At 65.9% G+C, this 18,916-nt stretch carries 17 protein-coding genes; 11 read left to right on the forward strand and 6 right to left on the reverse strand.

Features of this window, described 5'->3' with window-relative positions:
- Window positions 1-40 precede the first annotated feature (40 nt).
- Window positions 41-763, forward strand: a complete 723-nt coding sequence (locus tag A6723_RS07670) for a response regulator (protein ID WP_054908916.1) — start codon at window positions 41-43, stop codon at window positions 761-763.
- On the forward strand, window positions 763-2,139 hold the full coding sequence (locus A6723_RS07675; protein ID WP_054908917.1) for an ATP-binding protein: 1,377 nt from the start codon (window positions 763-765) through the stop codon (window positions 2,137-2,139). The genes A6723_RS07670 and A6723_RS07675 overlap by 1 nt, the downstream gene beginning before the upstream one ends.
- Window positions 2,140-2,580: 441 nt before the next feature.
- Here the strand turns inward: A6723_RS07675 and A6723_RS07680 are convergent, their stop codons facing one another.
- Together A6723_RS07680 and A6723_RS07685 are read right to left on the reverse strand one after the other, a co-directional pair.
- Entirely contained in the window at window positions 2,581-4,851 is a 2,271-nt protein-coding gene (locus A6723_RS07680) for a TonB-dependent siderophore receptor (RefSeq protein ID WP_054908918.1), read from the reverse strand.
- A gap of 194 nt (window positions 4,852-5,045) precedes the next feature.
- A complete protein-coding gene (locus A6723_RS07685; RefSeq protein ID WP_054908919.1) occupies window positions 5,046-6,269 on the reverse strand; it encodes an MFS transporter in 1,224 nt (407 codons plus the stop codon).
- A gap of 201 nt (window positions 6,270-6,470) precedes the next feature.
- Between A6723_RS07685 and A6723_RS07690 the strand changes: the two genes are divergently transcribed.
- The 3 genes from A6723_RS07690 to A6723_RS07700 all read left to right on the forward strand — a co-directional run bounded on the left by A6723_RS07690 (window position 6,471) and on the right by A6723_RS07700 (window position 9,683).
- Window positions 6,471-7,166, forward strand: a complete 696-nt coding sequence (locus A6723_RS07690) for an alpha/beta fold hydrolase (RefSeq protein WP_082450690.1) — start codon at window positions 6,471-6,473, stop codon at window positions 7,164-7,166.
- A 60-nt stretch (window positions 7,167-7,226) separates the two neighbouring features.
- Complete coding sequence (locus A6723_RS07695) at window positions 7,227-7,619, forward strand: GFA family protein (RefSeq protein ID WP_054908921.1); 393 nt, start codon at window positions 7,227-7,229, stop codon at window positions 7,617-7,619.
- A gap of 141 nt (window positions 7,620-7,760) precedes the next feature.
- On the forward strand, window positions 7,761-9,683 hold the full coding sequence (locus A6723_RS07700) for a tyrosine-protein phosphatase (RefSeq protein WP_054908922.1): 1,923 nt from the start codon (window positions 7,761-7,763) through the stop codon (window positions 9,681-9,683).
- Between the two features lie 149 nt (window positions 9,684-9,832).
- Here A6723_RS07700 and A6723_RS32355 read toward each other — a convergent pair whose 3' ends face one another.
- The 4 genes from A6723_RS32355 to A6723_RS07715 form a co-directional block, all read right to left on the reverse strand.
- Window positions 9,833-10,078, reverse strand: coding sequence for a transposase (locus A6723_RS32355; RefSeq protein ID WP_256233811.1), 246 nt, complete (start codon window positions 10,076-10,078; stop codon window positions 9,833-9,835).
- A complete protein-coding gene (locus tag A6723_RS32360; protein ID WP_256233812.1) occupies window positions 10,009-10,392 on the reverse strand; it encodes a hypothetical protein in 384 nt (127 codons plus the stop codon). Before A6723_RS32360 ends, A6723_RS32355 begins: the two co-directional genes overlap by 70 nt.
- Window positions 10,393-11,194: 802 nt before the next feature.
- On the reverse strand, window positions 11,195-11,950 hold the full coding sequence (locus tag A6723_RS07710; protein ID WP_054908923.1) for a class II aldolase and adducin N-terminal domain-containing protein: 756 nt from the start codon (window positions 11,948-11,950) through the stop codon (window positions 11,195-11,197).
- A 128-nt stretch (window positions 11,951-12,078) separates the two neighbouring features.
- Window positions 12,079-13,266 carry an NAD(P)/FAD-dependent oxidoreductase gene (locus A6723_RS07715; RefSeq protein ID WP_054908924.1) on the reverse strand — a complete coding sequence of 396 codons (1,188 nt, stop codon included), beginning with the start codon at window positions 13,264-13,266 and terminating at the stop codon, window positions 12,079-12,081.
- Between the two features lie 219 nt (window positions 13,267-13,485).
- Here A6723_RS07715 and A6723_RS07720 point away from each other — a divergent pair, with 219 nt between their 5' ends.
- The 6 genes from A6723_RS07720 (at window position 13,486) to tpx (ending at window position 18,750) form a co-directional block, all read left to right on the forward strand.
- The gene (locus A6723_RS07720; protein ID WP_054908925.1) at window positions 13,486-15,684 is read left to right on the forward strand and encodes an OsmC domain/YcaO domain-containing protein; all 2,199 of its coding nucleotides are present in this window, start codon (window positions 13,486-13,488) and stop codon (window positions 15,682-15,684) included.
- 342 nt (window positions 15,685-16,026) lie between these two features.
- Entirely contained in the window at window positions 16,027-16,527 is a 501-nt protein-coding gene (locus tag A6723_RS07725; protein ID WP_054908926.1) for a VOC family protein, read from the forward strand.
- 29 nt (window positions 16,528-16,556) lie between these two features.
- The gene (locus A6723_RS07730; protein ID WP_054908927.1) at window positions 16,557-16,946 is read left to right on the forward strand and encodes a VOC family protein; all 390 of its coding nucleotides are present in this window, start codon (window positions 16,557-16,559) and stop codon (window positions 16,944-16,946) included.
- Window positions 16,947-17,001: 55 nt separating this feature from the next.
- Window positions 17,002-17,637, forward strand: coding sequence for a LysE family transporter (locus tag A6723_RS07735; protein WP_233298738.1), 636 nt, complete (start codon window positions 17,002-17,004; stop codon window positions 17,635-17,637).
- Between the two features lie 147 nt (window positions 17,638-17,784).
- A complete protein-coding gene (locus A6723_RS07740; RefSeq protein ID WP_054908929.1) occupies window positions 17,785-18,105 on the forward strand; it encodes a hypothetical protein in 321 nt (106 codons plus the stop codon).
- Window positions 18,106-18,249: 144 nt separating this feature from the next.
- Entirely contained in the window at window positions 18,250-18,750 is a 501-nt protein-coding gene (tpx, locus tag A6723_RS07745; RefSeq protein ID WP_024762304.1) for a thiol peroxidase, read from the forward strand.
- Window positions 18,751-18,916 lie beyond the last annotated feature (166 nt).

An 18,916-nucleotide genomic window follows, 5' to 3' on the forward strand; every position in this document is an offset into this window, starting at 1 on the left:
CGCCAGCCCGTATCGATAGCGCCCCGCCGCGAGTTTTCCGATGTCCAGGCCAGACCACATCCTCGTCGTCGACGACGACCCCGAGATCCGCCAGTTGCTGGCCGACTACCTCAAGGGCATGGGCTACCAGGTGTCCGTCGCCGCCGATGGCCGCGAAATGCAGCGCCAGCTGGAGGTACAGCCGGTGGACCTGGTGGTGCTCGACCTGATGCTGCCCGGCGAGGACGGCCTGACCCTGTGCCGCGACCTGCGCGCACGCAGCGACGTGCCGGTGATCATGCTCACCGCGCGGGGCACGCTGATCGACCGCATCATCGGCCTGGAGATGGGCGCCGACGACTACCTGCCCAAGCCCTTCGACCCGCGCGAATTGCTGGCGCGGATCAAGGTGGTGCTGCGCCGGGTACAGAGCTTCCCGCAGCGCGCCCAGGTGGATGAGGCGGCGACGCTGCGCTTCGCCGGCTGGGAGCTGGATACCCGCGCCCGCCATCTGCGTTCGCCCGCCGGGCTGAGCATCGCCCTGGCCGGCTCCGATTTCCGCCTGTTGCGCCTGCTGCTGCAACATCCCAATCGCCCGCTGGGCCGCGACTTCCTGCTGCGCCAGGTGTTCGACAAGGAACGCCTGCCGTTCGACCGCGCCATCGACGTCTGCGTCAGCCGCCTGCGCCAGCACCTGGAAGACGATCCGAAGGCGCCGAAGCTGATCCGCACGGTACGCAACCAGGGCTACATGCTCACCGCCGAAGACGTGGTCAGCGCCTGATGCGCCTGTGGCCGCGCACGCTGTTCGGGCGGCTGGTGGTGATCCTGGTGGGTGGGATGATCGCCGCCCAGGTGCTCACCGGCAGCATCTGGTACGACGTGCGCCACACCCAGGCGCTGGAGATTCCGCTGCGCCTGGCGGCGGCGCGGCTGACCGACCTGCAGCACCTGCACCAGCGCCAGCCGGCGGATTTTCCGCAGGCGCTGAGTGCACTCGACAGGCCGGGATTCGAAGCGCGCCTGGTCGATGCGCCGGAGGACCCGGACGGCTCCTCCGACCCGGCGGCAGAACGGCTGTTGCGCCGTGCCGTGCACGACCAGGGCGGCGATGCCCAGGGCTTGCGCTTGTTGAGCGTGGAGTTGCGCGATGGTGCCGGCGAGCGCAGTGGGCTGAGCGGATTGTTCACCGGCAATGGAACGAAGGCGCATCTGTTGCTGGCGGCGCCACTGGGCGAAGGCCGCTGGCTGCGCATCTCGATGGTCGAAGGGCAGGGCTGGAGCAGCCAGTCGACCCTCGATGTGGCGCTGGATTACCTGCTGCGCCTGTACCTACTGCGCATCCTCGTCGTCGTGCTGCTGGCGTTGCTGGCGGTGCGGCTGGCCATCGGCCCGCTGGACAAGCTGGCCCGCGCCGCCGAAGCCCTGGGCAAGGACATCCAGCGCCCACCGCTGGCCGAAGAGGGCCCGCTGGAAGTGCGCCGGGCCGCCCGCGCCTTCAATGCCATGCAGCAGCGGCTGATCCATAACCTTGGCGAGCGCATGCGCTTCCTCGCCGCCGTGTCTCATGACCTGCGTTCGCCCATCACCCGCCTGCGCCTGCGCACCGAGATGCTCGACGACGACACTGCACGGCAGAAGCTGCGCAAGGACCTCGACGACATGGAAGGCATGGTCACCGCGACCCTGGATTTCATCAGCGGCAGCGACCTCGACGAGGCGCGGCAGAACCTCGATGTGAACGCGCTGCTGCAGAGCCTGCAGGCGGATTTCGAGGAGCAGGGCGCGACGGTTTCGGTTGCCGGGCGTGCGCTGCAACCGCTTCCGGGGTATCCGCTGAGCCTGCAACGGGCCTTGTTGAATCTGCTGGAAAACGCCGTGCGCTACGCCGGTGGCGCCGAGGTGCAGGTCGAGGACAGTGCGCAGGCGCTGCGTATCCGCGTGCTGGATCGCGGGCCGGGAATTCCCCCGGAGCAATTGGCGCGGGTAACCGAACCCTTCTACCGGCTGGAGCCGTCGCGCAATCGCTCCACGGGCGGCTACGGACTGGGCTTGAGCATCGCCCAGACCATCGCGGCGGCGCACCATGGCCGGCTGCAATTGCTCAACCGCGAGGGCGGTGGGCTGGAAGCGACGCTGCTGTTTGACCGCGGTGCCTGAGCGATAGGGTCTCTTTGTAGGAGCAGGGATTGGGTCGCGAGCCTGTCCGCCGGGTTTCCGGGGAGGGAGTCCTGTTGGTGGACAGGTTCGCGGTTGAACGTGTCGTGCCACCGCTCGGAATCATGCAGCGCCTGTAGGAGCGAGCTTGCTCGCGAACCACTTGGCACCGTGCCATGCCGGTTCGCGAGCAAGCTCGCTCCTACAAGGGAAACATCGCAAAGGGAAATATTGCAGCGGGGATTGGGGCGCGAACCTGTCCGCCGGGTTTCCGGGGAGGGAGTCCTGTGGGTGGACAGGTTCGCGGTTAAACGTATCGCGTCACCGCTCGGAATCATATGGCGCCTGTAGGAGCGAGCTTGCTCGCGAACCACTAGGCAGCGTGCCGTGCCGGTTCGCGAGCAAGCTCGCTCCTACGAAGAGCCGATCGGAGCGGCCGGTTGGTTAGAACGAATAATCCGCACTCAGTACCGCGCCGCGGCTTGCGCCCGGCACGCCGTAGCCGCGGCCGTTGTATTGGCTCCAGTAGTGCTTGTCGAACAGGTTGTTGACGTTCAGGCGCAGCTGCACGTCCTGGGTCGCCTGCCAGCTGAGCATGGCGTCATGCACCACGTAGCCGGGCACGGTGGTCTGGCCGGCGCGGGTCAGGGTGGAGCCCAGGCCCGGATAGATCTTCACATCGTCCACGTAGCGCACGCCGTAGCTCAGCGCCAGGTCGTCCGGCAGTAGCCAGGTGCTCCACAGGCTCAAGGCATTCTGCGGAGTGTTGGCCAGTTGCACGCCCTTGTCCGAGCCGTTGTAGGGCTTGATCAGCTTGCTGTTCTGGTGCACGTAGGCGGCGTACACCGACCAGTTTCGGGTGATGTTGCCGCTGGCCGACAGTTCGATGCCGCGCACCCGCTCCTCGCCGCCGGTGTAGGCGGAAAGCTCCTCGTCATCGATGTAGGTCAGCTGGCGCTTGGTCTCGAACACATCGCCATTGAGCGCCAGCTGGCCGTCGAGCAGTTCCCATTTGCTGCCCACTTCATAGGTCTTGCCGCGGTCGCCCTTGGTCGAGGCGATGCTGCCGGTCTGCGCCACGGCGAGCACGCCGGAAGGCTGCTTGGCGTTGGCGTAGCTGACGTAGAGGCTGCCGTTCTCCACCGGCTTGTAGGTGAGCGCGGTGTGCACGCTGGTGAGCTTCTCGTTCTGCGAGGAGCTGCCCTTGTCGACCCAGGCGGCACTCTGGCTGGCGCGGGTTTCGCTGTCCAGCACGCGGGTATTGAAGTGGTCCTGGCGCGCGGCCAGGTGCAACTGCCAGTGCTCGTCGAACTTCAGGGTGTCGAGCAGGTAGAAGGCCTTGTCGATCTGTTCCACCGACTGCTTGGCCGAGGTGTAGGTATCCAGCGCATAGGGGTACTTCGACCAGTCGTTGCTGGCCACCGGCAGGTTGCCCATGGCGGTGCGGCTGGCGGCGCTCAGGGCGCCGGTCTTCGAATCCAGCGTCTGCTTGCTCAGGTCGACGCCGCCGACCAGGGTGTGGCCGATGTCGAAGGTGTCGACGCGCCAGGTCAGGTTGGTCTGGTTGCTGTAGGTGTCGTTGGTCTGCTCGCGCAGCGGCGTATTGATGTTGCGCCGGTAGATGCCCTTGCCGGCCTGGATGCCCGGCGCGCCGGCGTTCGGGTCGCCGCCGGGGGTGGTGACGAAGAAGTCATGGTCCAGGTGGAACCAGGTGAAGCGGCTGTCCAGGCTCAGGGCATCGTTGAAGTCATGGGCGAACTTCAGGTTCACGCGGTGCGATTCGTTGTTCTCGTAGTCGAGATTGCGCCAGCCCCAGTAGCTGCTCCAGCTGGCGCCGCCGGCGCGGTGCGGCGAGCTGCCGTTGCTGCCGTTGACCGTGGGGATGCCGTAGTCGGGCGTGGCGTTGTCATGCAGGTATTCGTAGGCCAGGGTGACGCGGGTGTCGGTACCCAGGCCCAGCGCCAGGGACGGGGCGAAACCGTAGCGCTCGTCGCCGACCCAGTCGCGGCCATCGGTGCCGGTGTTGGCGCCCATCACGTTGACACGGAACGCCGCGCCTTCGCCGAGGCCGTCGATGCGGTGGTTCACGTCCAGCGTGCCGCGCTTGAAGTTGGCCGTGCCGACGCCGCCGCTGAGCAGGTTGAAGTCATCCAGCTGCGGGGTCTTGGTCACCAGGTTGACCGCGCCGCCGACGGCGCCGACGCCCCAGGCCGCAGTGCTGGAGCCCTTGAAGACCTCCACGCCCTCGGTGTTGAAGAAGTCGTCGCGCGAGTACTTGGCGGGGTCGCGCACGCCGTCGCGGTAGATGTTGCCGTCGGCATTGAAGCCACGGATGGTCAGGCTGTCACCCACACCACCGCCGCCTTCGCCGGAGTTGAAGGTGATGCCCGGCACGTTGCGCAGGGCGTCCTTCAGGCTCTGGGCGTTCTGCTCCTTGAGCAGCGTCTCGGAGAGCACGGTCACGCTCTGCGGGGTATCGCGCAGCGGTTCGCTGTATTTCGCCGAGCTGGCGTGGTCGACCTTGTAGGGCGACTCCTGGGTGGCCTGCACGGTGCTGTCGGGCAGGGCCAGGGCGTCCTGGTCGTCGGCAGTGGGCGGCTGATCTGCCCAGGCACTCAGCGGGATCGCCATGAAGGTGGCGAGGCCGACGATGGGGGCGAGGGTGAGAGGTGCGTCGGAACGGGTAACGGGAGTGAGGTTCAAGCGGGGCGACATGGACGGAAAGCTCTCCGGCAAATGCGAGTTATTTGCATTGCGGAAAGGCTAACAGTGATGGCCCGGTGCCCAGGCAGCGCAAATGTATCGCCGCCGAAGCGCCGGGCGCTTTACAACAATCCATTACATTTGCCCGGGCACGAACGGCCGGGCGAAGGGTCCGCCGCCGGCCCGGGGCCGGCGGCAGCGGTTGGTCAGGCCTTTTTCGCGGCCGGTTTTGTCGACGGCAGCAGGATGGTGATGCAGCCCATCAGCGGCAGGAACGAGCACAGCGTGTAGACGTACTCGATACCGTGGATGTCGGCCAGGTGACCGAGGAACGCCGCGCCGATGCCGCCGAAGCCGAACATCAGGCCGAAGAACACCCCGGCGATCATGCCGACGTTGCCCGGTACCAGTTCCTGGGCGTAGACCACGATGGCAGAGAAGGCCGAGGCGAGGATGAAGCCGATCACCAGGCTCAGCACGCTGGTCCAGAACAGGTCGACGTAGGGCAGCGCCAGGGTGAAGGGCGCAACGCCGAGGATGGAGAACCAGATCACCGCCTTGCGGCCGATTCGGTCGCCCACCGGGCCGCCGAAGAAGGTACCGGCGGCCACCGCGCCGAGGAAGCCGAACAGGTAGAGCTGCGAGCTGGCCACCGAGAGGTCGAACTTCTCGATCAGGTAGAAGGTGTAGTAGCTGGTGAAGCTGGCCATGTAGAAGTACTTGGAGAACACCAGCAGCGCCAGCACCACCAGCGAGGCGGTCACGCGGCCCTTGGACAGGCCATGGGTGGCCACGCCGCCGGCCTTGAGCTTGAACAGGCTGAGGTGGTTGCGGTACCAGCGGCTCAGGCCCCAGAGCACGCCGACGAGGAACACCGCGAACAGGCCGAAGTAGGCCACGTGGCCCTGGCCGTACGGGATGATGATGGCCGCCGCCAGCAAGGGACCGAAGGCGCTGCCGGCATTGCCGCCGACCTGGAAGGTGGACTGCGCCAGCCCGTAGCGCCCGCCGGAGGCCAGCCGCGCGATGCGCGAGGTTTCCGGGTGGAAGGTCGAGGAACCGATGCCCACCAGCGCCGACGCCAGCAGGATGGCGTGGAAGCTGCCGACGAAGGCCAGCATGAGGATGCCGATCAGCGTGCAGACGCTGCCCAGCGGCGCCAGCCAGGGTTTGGGGTGGCGGTCGGTGTGGTAGCCGACCCAGGGCTGCAGCAGCGAGGCGGTCAGCTGGAAGGTCAGGGTGATCAGGCCGACCTGGGTGAAGCTCAGGCCATAGTTGGCCTTGAGCACCGGATAGATCGACGGCAGCACGGCCTGGATCAGGTCGTTGGTCAGGTGGGCGAGGGCGCAGGCGCCGATCACGCGCATCACCAGTGGGCTGGCCTGGCTGGCCACGGTCGGCGTGGCCAGGGGGGAAGCAGTGGTAGACATGGGACTCCGGGGCAGCAAGGTAGGGCGCCAGGGCAGGGCGCCGGGTTCTTCGAATTGGGTGGCCTATGCTAGGCGCGCGGCTGGCAGCTGTCTCACGCGATCCGGACGACGAATATCGCGAAACGGCCAAATCGGCCCGTCGTGCGCCGGATCGGCTATGCTCGCAGCCCTTCCCGAGGTCCATTCCGCCAGGTCTGCTGCATGTCGTCACCCGTCCCTTTGCGTGTGCCCTTCCAGGGGCGCGAACTCCACGCCGATACGCTGAGCGGCGACTCGCCGCTGCACCTGTTCGGCATTCACGGTGGCGGTGCCAGCAACCGTTCGGTGTGGGATGGCCTGCGTCAGTCGTTGTGGCAACGCGGCGTAGGTTCGACGGCGCTGGACTGCGTCGGCCACGGCCAGACCGGCGGGGTCTTCGCCGAATCCTCCCTGCAACGTCGCAGCCACCAGGCTCGCTCGGTCATGGCCAGCGCCGGGGTACGTCCCACGGCGCTGGCCGGCATCAGCATGGGCGCCTACAACGCCCTGCGCCTGAGCGAAGAACTGGACGTGCAGGCGCTGATCCTCATCGTCCCCGGCATCTACACCCCCGAAGCACACGAGGTGCCGTTCGGGCCGGACTTCTCGGCGATCATCCGTCGACCGCGCAGCTGGGTGGACAGCGACGCCTGGGACATCCTCGGGCGCTTCCGTGGCCGCCTGCTGGTGATCGCCGGCGAGCAGGACAGCGTGATCCCCCTGGAAATCCCCGAGCGCCTGCACGCCGCCGCCACCCGCGCCAGCCGGCGCGAGCTGCTGGTGGTGCCGGGGGCCGGGCACAGCGGGTTGTTGCCGGTGCTGCTGGACAACCCGCAATGGCACGCATCGCTGCTGGAGTGCGTTGGTCTGGAGGCCTGAACGGCGCAGTCCGGGCTGCTAGGGTGACAGGGTCAACCCGGTCTCCAGAGGAGCAGCAGCATGGACAAGATCACCGGCGGCTGCCTGTGCGGCAGCGTGCGCATCGAAGCCTTCGGCCGGCCTTACCGGGTTGGCATCTGCCATTGCCTGGACTGCCGCAAGCACCATGGCGCGCTGTTTCACTCATCGGCAATTTTCCCCGAGAGCGCCGTTCGTATCGAAGGCGACACGCAGGAGTATCAGGGACGCTGCTTCTGCCCGCGCTGCGGCTCCTCGGTGTTCGGCCGCAGCGGCGACGAAGTGGAGGTGAGCCTCGGCGCGCTGGATGAGCCGGACCGCTTCCAGCCCACCTATGAGCTGTGGACCTGCCGCCGCGAGGCCTGGCTCCCGGCATTCCCCCTGCGCCATCGTTACGAGCGCGACCGTGAGTCGTCCGAGCGGCGCGAGGATTAGAGAAAAGCGTCGATCACGGACAGAAAACGCAACCCGCGGACAGATCGCGCCGGCATTTCCCTTTGCTGCAGGATTGTCATATTCGCGGTCGAAAACCCTGCCGATAGTAGCCCCGCCAACAAAGCTCAAAGAGGCTACATCGTGTTTCATCGTGCTCTGCTTTCCCTGTCCCTGCTCAGTCTGTCCATCGCCTGCGCCAACGCGGCCGAGACCTACACACTGGACACCCCACGGCTGACCGGCATCGACAACTTCCGCGACATCGCCGGTACCACCACTGCCTACACCACTGCCAACGACGGGGTGATGCGCTCTGGCGTGTTCTATCGCTCCAACGCGTTGACTCCCAAGGGCACCGACCTGGCGGTACTGAACAGCCTGGGCATCAGCAACGTCTACGACCTGCGCACGCCCGTCGAGGCGGCTGCCACGCCGGACACCCTGCCGGCCGGGGCGGTTTACCAGAACATCGACATCATCGGCAGCACCACCTCGGGCGCCAACATCACCAATGTCTCCTTCACCAGCGCGGCCCAGGCCGTGGCCATGATGGAGGAAACCAACCGCGCCTTCGTCAGCGACGCCGGCATGCGCAGCCAGTTCACCGTGCTCTTCAACGAACTGGCCGGTGCCGATGGCGCCGCGCTGTTCCACTGCACCGCCGGCAAGGACCGCACCGGCTGGACCGCCGCCGTGCTGCTGAGCATCGCCGGGGTGGACAGCCAGACCATCATGGAAAACTACCTGGCCACCAACGACTACACCGCCGCCCGCATCAAGGCGACCCTGGCGATGATGCCGGCCAGCATGGCGGCCATCTACGAGCCGCTGATCGGCGTGCAGGCCAGCTACCTGCAGGCGGGCCTGGACGAAGTCACCGCCCAGTACGGCAGCATGGACAACTACCTCAAGGAGGGCCTCGGCCTGTCCCAGGAAACCATCTACGTGCTGCGCGGCAAGATGGTCTACTACAACAGCCTGCCGGGCACTCTCGGCCTCTCGGGCAACGCCGCCGCGGGCGCGCAGCTGCTGACCCAACTGCAGAACAGCGGCCTCTCCGGCGCCTACACCGCGTACAACTACTACCTGCAGTCGGCCATCGATGCCGGCACGCTCGGTGGTGTCGAGTCCACCGTCGGCGGCCAGGTGCACGCCGACGCAGCCAGCTACCTGCTGCGCCAGGATGCGCTGATCGACCGCGCTGCCGCGCCCTACGCCAGTGGCGTCGACCTGAAGACCGGGCAGACCCGCCTGTGGACCACGGCGCTGGCCGGCTACCAGGGCAACTCCGCGACCTCCAACGCCGAAAGCAGCAACGAACACACCCAGGGCCTGATGGTCGGCGTCACCCAGCGCTTTTCCGAGCAGCTCAGCGGCAATGTGGGCTTCGGCTACAGCAAGGGCAGCGTCGGGGGGGCCGGCGGCGATGTCGACACCGACCTGACCTTCGTCCGTGGCGGTGCGCGCTTCGCCCTCGATGGCCTGGAACAGGGCCTGTTCGTCGACGCCGACCTCAGCTATGGCTGGCTCGACTACGACAGCAAGCGCGATATCGGTGGCGGCCTGGGCAAAGCCAAGGGCGACACCAGCGGCAACCTGAGCGGCGCCAGCGTTGCGCTGGGCTACCGCACGGCGGTGTCCACCGTGACCCTGGAGCCGAGCATCGGCCTGCGCTACAGCCACCTGGACCTGGATGGCTTCCAGGAAAAGGGCAGCGAGCTGGCGCTGGACGTCGACGATATCAGCGAGAACCGCCGCAGCGCCTACGCCAACCTCAAGGCCTCATTCGCCCCGGTGGCCCTGGGCAGTGGCTGGCAGATGGTGCCGGGCCTGGAGGTCGGCTACGACCATGCGCTGGGCGACTACAAGGTCGACAGCGATGGCCAGCTGCTGGGCTTCGACGTCTCCCAGCGCGCCGCCTTCGACAACCGCGACCAGTTCAGCGGTGCGTTCAGCCTCACTGTCAGCCAGGGCGAGTTCAGCGTCGGCGCCGAAGTCGGCGCGCTGGGCGGCAGCGGCAGCCACGGTGCCAGTGGCAGCCTGAAGGCCAGCTACCAGTTCTGATCGGCGTTGCCATGGGCAAACGGCCTGTCGCGGAATACGCGGCGGGCCGTTTTTCTGTCAAGAGTGGAGCGAGCACTTGCGGACTATCTGGTAGCACGACCGGACTATGGACGCGCGGAAATAACCGGACGCGTAGGAGCAACTGTCTTTCACAAGGTCTCTCTTCGCCAGCAGGTACCGTCTCTGGCCATGGCGTTTAGCCGCACGGTCAGCACGCGCATGCAAGCCACCAGCGCGACCTTGTCGCGGAAGCCCTGATATCGAAGAGCAATATCCTGCTGGTAGCGAATGACCAACCAGGTTGTCATGTGCAGGATGCGTCGAATCATGCTATGCCCCCCCCGGATACGGCGTTGCCCTGACTTCTGCCCGCTGTCGCTGTTGTATGGCGCCAAGCTAACCAGAGCAGCAATCTGGCGACGATTGAGCTGCCCCGGCTCAGCAGGCCGGCGACAGTCACCGGGCCCACGCCCTTGATCTGGCTCAGTTGCTCTGCCTGCTCGCCATGCACGACAACCATCGCTTTGGCAATGTACCTGTCAAAGCAGCGAATCCTGTTGTTCAGCTCCTGGATGGCGTCGCTCAGGCATTGGCGGACCAGGGCGACGCTGGCCTGCGGCAAGCGTCGATGCTCATCGTCGCGCTGACTGACCAATTGCTCCCGACCCCGCACCAATGAGCGCAGCCGTTCATGCTGCGGCGAAGGCACACGGTGCTGGGAGCTTCCTGCAGGGGTTGCGCCAGATGGGCCCGTGCTGCGGCATCGATCGGACCGGTCTTGGCCAGTTTGCCCATGGCTGTGGCAAAGGCCCTGGTTCGCGTGGGATTCACGTTAGATACGGCATGGCCGGCGCGGGACAAAGTGTGCAGGACGGCACGCTCATAACCGCCAGTTGTCTATAGCACGATGCGCTCAGGTTTCTACTCAGCGAAACGCCTGAGCAGTTGCTGATAGCCCTCGTCATCATTGCTAACGCTGAAGCTTTCCCCTTGTGGCCTCAGTCAAATTGCCAACGAGTCCTTGGCCACATCAATACAAACCCAACACGTCATGATGAGACCCTCGTGCACTGAAGGGTAAGAGCACTCCGTCTGCATACGTTTGTGGTACGAGTTCTGACTCGTTCAACTATTCGGCCTCGGTCGGAGGACGGTGGGAGGCAGCTTTGGGGCTTACTCCTGCTTGCCAACACTGCGGACCTGCAGCTTGCCTCCCGTCGCTCTCACCTCTGATCTTATCTAGCTGCGAAGACACAAGCTGACTCCGTCCGCGATCGGTTCCACATCGCGCCGGATACCATCGCGGATGGAGTCCGCTCCTACGAGATGCCTCTGCGCTTGGGCCGGCCCTCACCCTAACTCTCTCCCAGGGGGAGAGGGGATCGTTCGGTGCAGGTTGAAACAGTTGTGTAGCTCCCTCTCCCTTCGGAGCGGGGTGCGTAGCCAGGTCGGGGGGAGCGGGCCGAGGTGCGCAGGATTATCCCGACGGAGCCTCGGGGCTCGGTCGTACTTCAATCGGCGAAGGCCGGCTCGCTCTCCATCAGCATCTCCCGCAGCGCCGCGAAATGCCGCTCGGCGAAGCCCGGATACTCCAGCCACTGGCGCATGGTCTTGCGCGCTACCTCGTCGCTGGCGATGCGCAGCGGGCGGCCGGTGCCCAGGGCGGTGAGGTAGACCTCGCAGGCGCGCTCGAAGTAGTACAGGTCATCGAAGGCCTGGGCCACGCTGGGTGCGGCCACCAGCACGCCGTGGTTGCCCATCAGGAGGATCGGCTTGTCGCCCAGCAGGCGGCTGACGCGCTCGGCCTCATCGCCCAGGCCCATGCCGTCGAAGCCCTGGTCGATGGCCACCCGCTCGAAGAAGCGCATGCTGTTCTGCTCGATCGGCGGCAGCCGTGAGTCGGCCAGGCAGGCGAGGGCGGTGGCGTATTTCGAATGCACATGCAGGATGCAGCGTGCCTGCGGGTTATTGCGGTGCAGTGCGCCATGCAGCGCCCAGGCGGTGATATCCGGCGCGTCCGGACGATTCAGCGCATCGGGGTCGTCGGCGTGCAGGCGCAACAGGTCGCTGGCGCGCACCTGCGAGAAGTGCCGGCCGTAGGGGTTGATAAGGAAGTCGCGGCCATCGGCGGACAACGCCAGGCTGAAGTGATTGGCGATGGCCTCGTGCAGGTTCAGGCGCGCGGTCCAGCGGAAAGCGCAGGCGAGGTCGATGCGGCCCTGGCGTTCCAGACCGGTGTCGAGGGTGCGGCTGGCAAGCGTTGGCATGGCGGCTCCGGGAGCGATGCCCGTGCCGGGCTGGCCGGGCCTGGCTTCCGAGTCTAGGGGCGTAGCGCCGCTGGACTTGATGCGGAACGACCGGGCGTGCCGCTCGGTCGTCGAATGCGCTGCCAGCCCTAGACGAACTGCGCCGCCGCGTAGCCCGAGGCCCAGGCCCACTGGAAGTTGAAGCCGCCCAGGTGGCCGGTGACGTCCAGCACTTCGCCGACGAAGTACAGGCCGGGTGATTTCAGCGACTCCAGGGTCTTGGACGACACCTCGCGGGTATCCACGCCGCCCAGGGTGACTTCCGCCGTGCGGTAGCCCTCGGTGCCGGCGGGCACCAGTTGCCAGTCGCCCAGGCGCTCGGCAATCGCCTTGAGCTCGCCGGGCGTGTACTGCTTCATGGGCTTGGAGACGAACCACTGTTCGGCCAGCAGGCCGGCCATCTTCTTGGTGAACAACTCGCCCAACAGTGTCTTCAGCTCGCTGTTGGGGCGCTCGCGCTGCTGCTCGGCGAGCCAGACGGGCAGGTCGATACGCGGCAGCAGGTCGATGCTGATGGTGTCGCCGGGCTGCCAGTAGGAGGAAATCTGCAGGATCGCCGGGCCGCTGAGACCGCGGTGGGTGAACAGGATGTTCTCGACGAAGCTCTGGCCGTTGCAGCTGACGCGGCAGTCCTCCACCGAGGTGCCGGACAACTCCGTGCACAGCGCCTTGAGCTGCGGGTCGGTGAGGGTGAAGGGCACCAGGCCGGCGCGGGTCGGCAGCACGTTGTGGCCGAACTGGCGGGCGATCTGGTAGCCGAAGCCGGTGGCGCCGAGGGTCGGGATGGACAGGCCGCCGGTGGCGATCACCAGGGATTCGCAGCGAGCGAGGCCGAGGCTAGTCTGCAGCTGGTAGCCGCCTTCGTCGAGGCGGGCGATCTCGGTGACCGAGGTGTCCAGGCGCAGGTCGACGCCGGCCTGGTCGCATTCGTCCAGCAGCAGGCCGAGGATGTCGCTGGACTTGTTATCGCAGAACAGCTGGCCGAGCTTCTTCTCGTGGTAGGGCACGCCGTGCTTGGCCACCAGGGCGATGAAGTCCCACTGGGTGAAACGCGCCAGTGCGGACTTGCAGAAGTGCGGATTCTGGGAGAGGAAGTTGACCGGCTCGCAGTACATGTTAGTGAAGTTGCAGCGCCCGCCACCGGACATCAGGATCTTCTTGCCGGCCTTGTTGGCGTGGTCGATCAGCAGAACCTGGCGACCGCGCGCGGCGGCGCTCATGGCGCACATCAGTCCCGCGGCGCCGGCGCCGATGATGATGACCTGGGATGTGAGCACGATGGTTTCCTTCTGTACGGGGTAGCGGGCGCTTGAGGCGGCGCATCTTACCCGAAGCACGGGTGCGCCGGCTGCCGGCAGTCGACCGCGCGTCGACTGCACATCACCGGCCGGGCCAGGTTTCCCGACCGGCGCCGACCACGTCGGGATATCCCCGCGGCGCTTTTGTCCGGATAATGCCGGCCAGTTCGCTTTCTACTTTTTCGTGGTAATGCCCGCATGGAAATCAAGGTCAATTTTCTCGACAACCTCCGACTCGAAGCCAAGTTCGACGACTTCACGGTGATTGCCGACCAGCCCATCCGCTACAAGGGCGACGGTTCGGCCCCCGGTCCGTTCGACTACTTCCTGGCTTCCTCGGCGCTGTGCGCGGCTTACTTCGTCAAGCTCTACTGCCAGACCCGCGACATTCCCACGGACAATATCCGCCTTTCGCAGAACAACATCGTCGACCCGGAAAACCGCTACAAGCAGATATTCAAGATCCAGGTGGAACTGCCGGCGGACATCTCCGAGAAGGACCGTCAGGGCATCCTGCGCTCCATCGACCGCTGCACGGTGAAGAAGGTGGTGCAGACCGGCCCGGACTTCGTCATCGAGGAAGTGGAAAACCTCGACGCCGACGCCCAGGCGCTGCTGATGCCGAGCACCGACGCCGGCGCCAGCACTTATATCCAGGGCAAGGACCTGCCGCTGGAACAGACCATCGCCAACATGTCGGAAATCCTCGCCGGCCTGGGCATGAAGATCGAGATCGCCTCCTGGCGCAACATCGTGCCCAACGTCTGGTCGCTGCACATCCGCGATGCGCAGTCGCCGATGTGCTTCACCAACGGCAAGGGCGCCACCAAGGAAAGTGCGCTGGCCTCGGCGCTGGGCGAGTTCATCGAGCGGCTGAACTGCAACTTCTTCTACAACGACCAGTTCTGGGGCGAGGAGATCGCCAACGCGCCGTTCGTGCATTACCCCGACGAGCGCTGGTTCAAACCCGGCCCCAAGGACGCGCTGCCGGACGAAATCCTCGACGAGTACTGCCTGGAGGTCTACAACCCGGACGGCGAACTGCGCGGCTCGCACCTGTACGACACCAACTCGGGCAACACCGAGCGCGGCATCTGCTCGCTGCCGTTCGTGCGCCAGTCCGACGGCGAGACGGTGTACTTCCCGTCCAACCTCATCGAGAACCTCTACCTCTCCAACGGCATGAGCGCCGGCAATACCCTGGCCGAGGCGCAGGTGCAGTGCCTGTCGGAGATCTTCGAGCGCGCGGTGAAGCGCGAGATCCTCGAAGGTGAGCTGGCGCTGCCAGACGTGCCGCAGGAGGTGCTGGCCAAGTACCCCGGCATCCTCGCCGGTATCAAGGGCCTGGAGGAGCAGGGCTTCCCGGTGCTGGTCAAGGACGCCTCCCTGGGCGGCGAGTTCCCGGTGATGTGCGTGACCCTGATGAACCCGCGCACCGGTGGCGTGTTCGCCTCCTTCGGCGCGCACCCCAGCCTGGAAGTGGCGCTGGAGCGCAGCCTCACCGAGCTGCTCCAGGGCCGCAGCTTCGAGGGCCTGAATGACCTGCCGCGGCCGACTTTCGAAAGCCAGGCAGTGACCGAGCCGAACAACTTCGTCGAGCACTTTATCGACTCCAGTGGTGTGGTGTCGTGGCGCTTCTTCAGCGCCAAGGCCGATTTCGAGTTCGTCGAGTGGGACTTCTCCGGCCACGGCGACGATTCCAATGTGCAGGAAGCACAGACCCTGTTCGGCATCCTCGAAGAGCAGGGCAAGGAGGTCTACATGGCCGTGTACGAACACCTGGGCGCCACCGCGTGCCGCATCCTGGTGCCGGGCTACTCGGAAATCTACCCGGTGGAAGACCTGATCTGGGACAACACCAACAAGGCCCTGGCGTTCCGCGCCGACATCCTCAACCTGCACAGCCTCAACGTCGTCCGCCTCAAGTCGCTGCTCAAGCGCCTGGAGAGCTGCGAGGTGGACGACTACACCGACATCACCACGCTGATCGGCATCGAGTTCGACGACAACACGGTCTGGGGCCAACTGACCATCCTTGAGCTCAAGCTGCTGATCAACCTCGCGGTGAAGCGCTTCGAGAACGCCAAGGAACTGGTGGAGATGTTCCTCCAGTACAACGACAACACCGTCGAGCGCGGGCTGTTCTACCAGGCGCTCAATGCGGCGCTGGAAGTTCAGCTGGACGAGGAACTGGAGATGGCCGACTTCGAGGCCAACTTCCGCCGCATGTTCGGCAACGAGCGCATGGACGCGGTGCTGGGTTCGCTGGACGGCAGCGTGCGTTTCTACGGCCTGACACCGACCAGCATGAAGCTCGAAGGCCTGGACAAGCACCTGCGCCTGATCGAGAGCTACAAGAAGCTGCACCAGGCTCGGGCCAGGGCAGTGGCGCGCTGATCCGGCGGGGTATTCAGCGGATACCGCTCGGTTCCACGCCCCTGCCAGGAGTATGGCCGAGCGACGTTTGTAGGATGGGTGGAGCGTAGCGATACCCATGCTGTCCGTGCATTGGCATCGATGGGTATCGCTGCGCTCCACCCATCCTACCGATCCTACGCAAGAGGCACCTTCGGGTGCCTTTTCCACTTCCAGAACTCCTGATCCGCCAGACTGGTATGCCGCTCGACCGGTCGTCCGGTAAGGCGCGAAAGTCCGCCTAGACTTGTCGATTCCGTCGTCGCCCAGGCGACCAAGCTGCATGCCGGTCACGCCGACCGCGCGAGAATCAGGAGAGTCACCATGTCCAGCCTGCAACGCGTCACCCCCTGCCTGTGGTTCGACGGCAAGGCCGAGGAAGCGGCCAAGTTCTACACCGGGATATTCCCCAACTCGCGGATCGTCCAGACCGCCTACTACCCCGAAGCCGAGAAGGACCGCCACGGCGGCGTGCCCGGCTCGGTACTGACGGTGGAGTTCGAACTCGACGGCCAGACCTTCATTGCCCTGAACGGCGGGCCGGCGTTCAACTTCACCGAGGCGCTGTCGCTGCAGGTGATGTGCGACAGCCAGAAGGAGATCGACCACTTCTGGGACAAGCTCGGCGCCGGCGGCCCGGTGGAAGCACAGATCTGCGGCTGGCTGAAGGATCGCTATGGGGTGTCCTGGCAGATCTGCCCGCGCCACGTCGGCGACATGGTCGCCGACCCGGACAAGGCCAAGGCCAGCCGCACGCTGCAGGCGGTGATGGGCATGAAGAAGCTGGACATGGCCGCCATCGAGCGCGCCCACGCAGGTAATTGAGGCCGGCACGGAAGAAGAGGGCGCGCGACATGTTCAGCCATATCACCGTCGGCACCAACGACCTGCCGCGGGCCATTGCTTTCTACAGCAAGCTGCTCGAGCCGCTGGGGATCGCCCTCAAGGCGCACCGCCATGCGCCGGAGCGGGCGATCTACGCCCATCCGGACAGCGACGTGGTGTTCTGCGTCTACGAGCCCATCGACGGCCAGGCGGCGAGTGCCGGCAATGGCAGCCTGGTGGCCTTCGAGGCGCGTACGCGGCATCAGGTGGACAGTTTCCATGCTCGTGCCATGCAACTGGGCGGCATCGATGAAGGGCCGCCGGGCCTGCGTCTGCATTATTCGCCGACCTATTACGGTGCCTATGTGCGCGACCTGGATGGCAACAAGCTGTGTTGCGTCTGTCATCTGCCGGAGTGAGCAGCGTGCGAGGGCGCTAGAATGCGCACTTGCCATCCTGTCGACGAGAATGCCCATGACCGCTGCCAGCACCTTCGCTCCGCTGCTTTCCGTGGCCCTGTTGTGGGCCGTGGCGGTGGTCACGCCGGGGCCGAACTTCTTCACCACGGCGCGCATCGCCGCCGTGCATTCGCGCCGCCATGGACTCATCGCCGCCCTGGGAGTTGCCTGCGGCACGGTGATCTGGGGGCTTGCCGGCGGCCTGGGAATCAAGTCGCTGTTCAGCGCCGCGCCCGCGCTGTACATGGGCTTCAAGCTGGCCGGTGGCGCCTACCTGATCTATCTCGGCATCAAGCTGCTCAAGCGCAGGACGCTGGCCGAGAGTGGAGAGAGCCTCGCTGAAGTCAGCCGTGAACGCAGTGCCTTCTCGGCGTTCCGTCTCGGCCTGCTGGGCAACCTGACCAATCCCAAGACCGCGCTGTTCGTGGCGACCCTGTTCGCCACCGCCATGCCGGCTGCGCCCTCGGCTGCATTGCTGGGCATGGCTATCGCGCTGATGGTGACGCTGTCGTTCAGCTGGTACTGCTGCGTGGTGCTGGTCTTTGCCAGCGAGCGCATGGCGGGCGTCTACCGCCGCTTCCGCCGGGCGCTGGATCGCTTTGCCGGCTGCTGCTACCTGCTGTTCGGCGCGCGGATGGTAGCGACCCACTGACGGTCGCATCTGGCAGATATTTCGAACCTCAGTGCGTAGCGGCCCGTCCAACTCCCTGAGCGCCACAGTCAACCGGCACGCACCGTTCGCCCGACTGCGGCACCGCCAAGCGGCGAGGGTGCGCTCGCCGGACAGGGAGAATCTGCGATGGTCACTCATTACAAGGTCAAAGGCCACCTGGCTTGCGGGCATGCGGGCAAGCACCTGGAATCCACCACCGAGCTGAACCGGGTGAAATGCCGGAGCTGCCGTAACACCGACGTTTACAAGGAGGCCCGCCGCGATGCACGCAACGCCGCGCGCCGTGCCCAGCGCAAGGCTCGCGCAGAAGCCGTGCACAACGACTGGCGCAGCTTCTGGGAGAAACGCCTGGCCGCGATGCCTGGCACCCAGCGCCTGCCGCGTGGGTTCCAGGACCAGGCATTCGTGGGTGCTGCTGCCGGCGCTCCTGTAGCGGCTGCCGCTTGAGCCGGGCCTGAGGGGAGGGTTGGCCGGATGCATGTCCGAGCATTGCGCTCGGGCAAGTCGTGCTAGCATCTGCTCCGGCCCCGAATCCTCCTGCGGCGCTGGCAACCCGCCAGCGCCGCCATCCCTCACAGAAGGACCCAAGCAATGGCTCAAGTCACCCTCAAGGGCAACCCGGTATCCGTCGACGGCAAGCTGCCGCAGAAAGGCGAGCAGGCTCCGGCCCTGTCGCTGGTCGCCGGCAACCTGTCCGACGTCACCCTGGAAACCTACGCCGGCAAGCGCAAGGTGCTGAACATCTTCCCCAGCGTCGACACCCCGACCTGCGCCACCTCCGTGCGCAAGTTCAACGCCGAGGCGAGCAAGCTGGCCAATACCGTGGTGCTGTGCATCTCCGCTGACCTGCCGTTCGCCCAGGCGCGCTTCTGCGGCGCCGAAGGCCTGGAGAACGTGGTGAACCTGTCCACCCTGCGTGGCCGCGAGTTCCTCGCCAACTACGGCGTAGCCATCGCCGACGGCCCGCTGGCCGGCCTGGCTGCCCGCGCCGTGGTAGTGCTGGACGAGCAGAACAAGGTGCTGCACAGCGAGCTGGTAGGCGAGATCGCCGACGAGCCGAACTACGCCGCTGCCATCGCCGCCCTGGCCTGATGACGCTGCTGCTTTCGTAAGAAAGCCGGGCCGACCCGCCAGGGTCGGTCCGTCAGGTCGGGAACCCTTCCGGCCAATCCGGGTCGCAATGCCCCGGACTTTCGTAACTCCCAGTAAATCAAAGGTAAATAGCGGGTAAAGAGACTTTGCCTGTGACGCGGCTGTG

Origin of the sequence: Pseudomonas sp. AU11447, assembly GCF_001672555.2 — a bacterium.
Lineage (GTDB): Bacteria > Pseudomonadota > Gammaproteobacteria > Pseudomonadales > Pseudomonadaceae > Pseudomonas > Pseudomonas nitroreducens.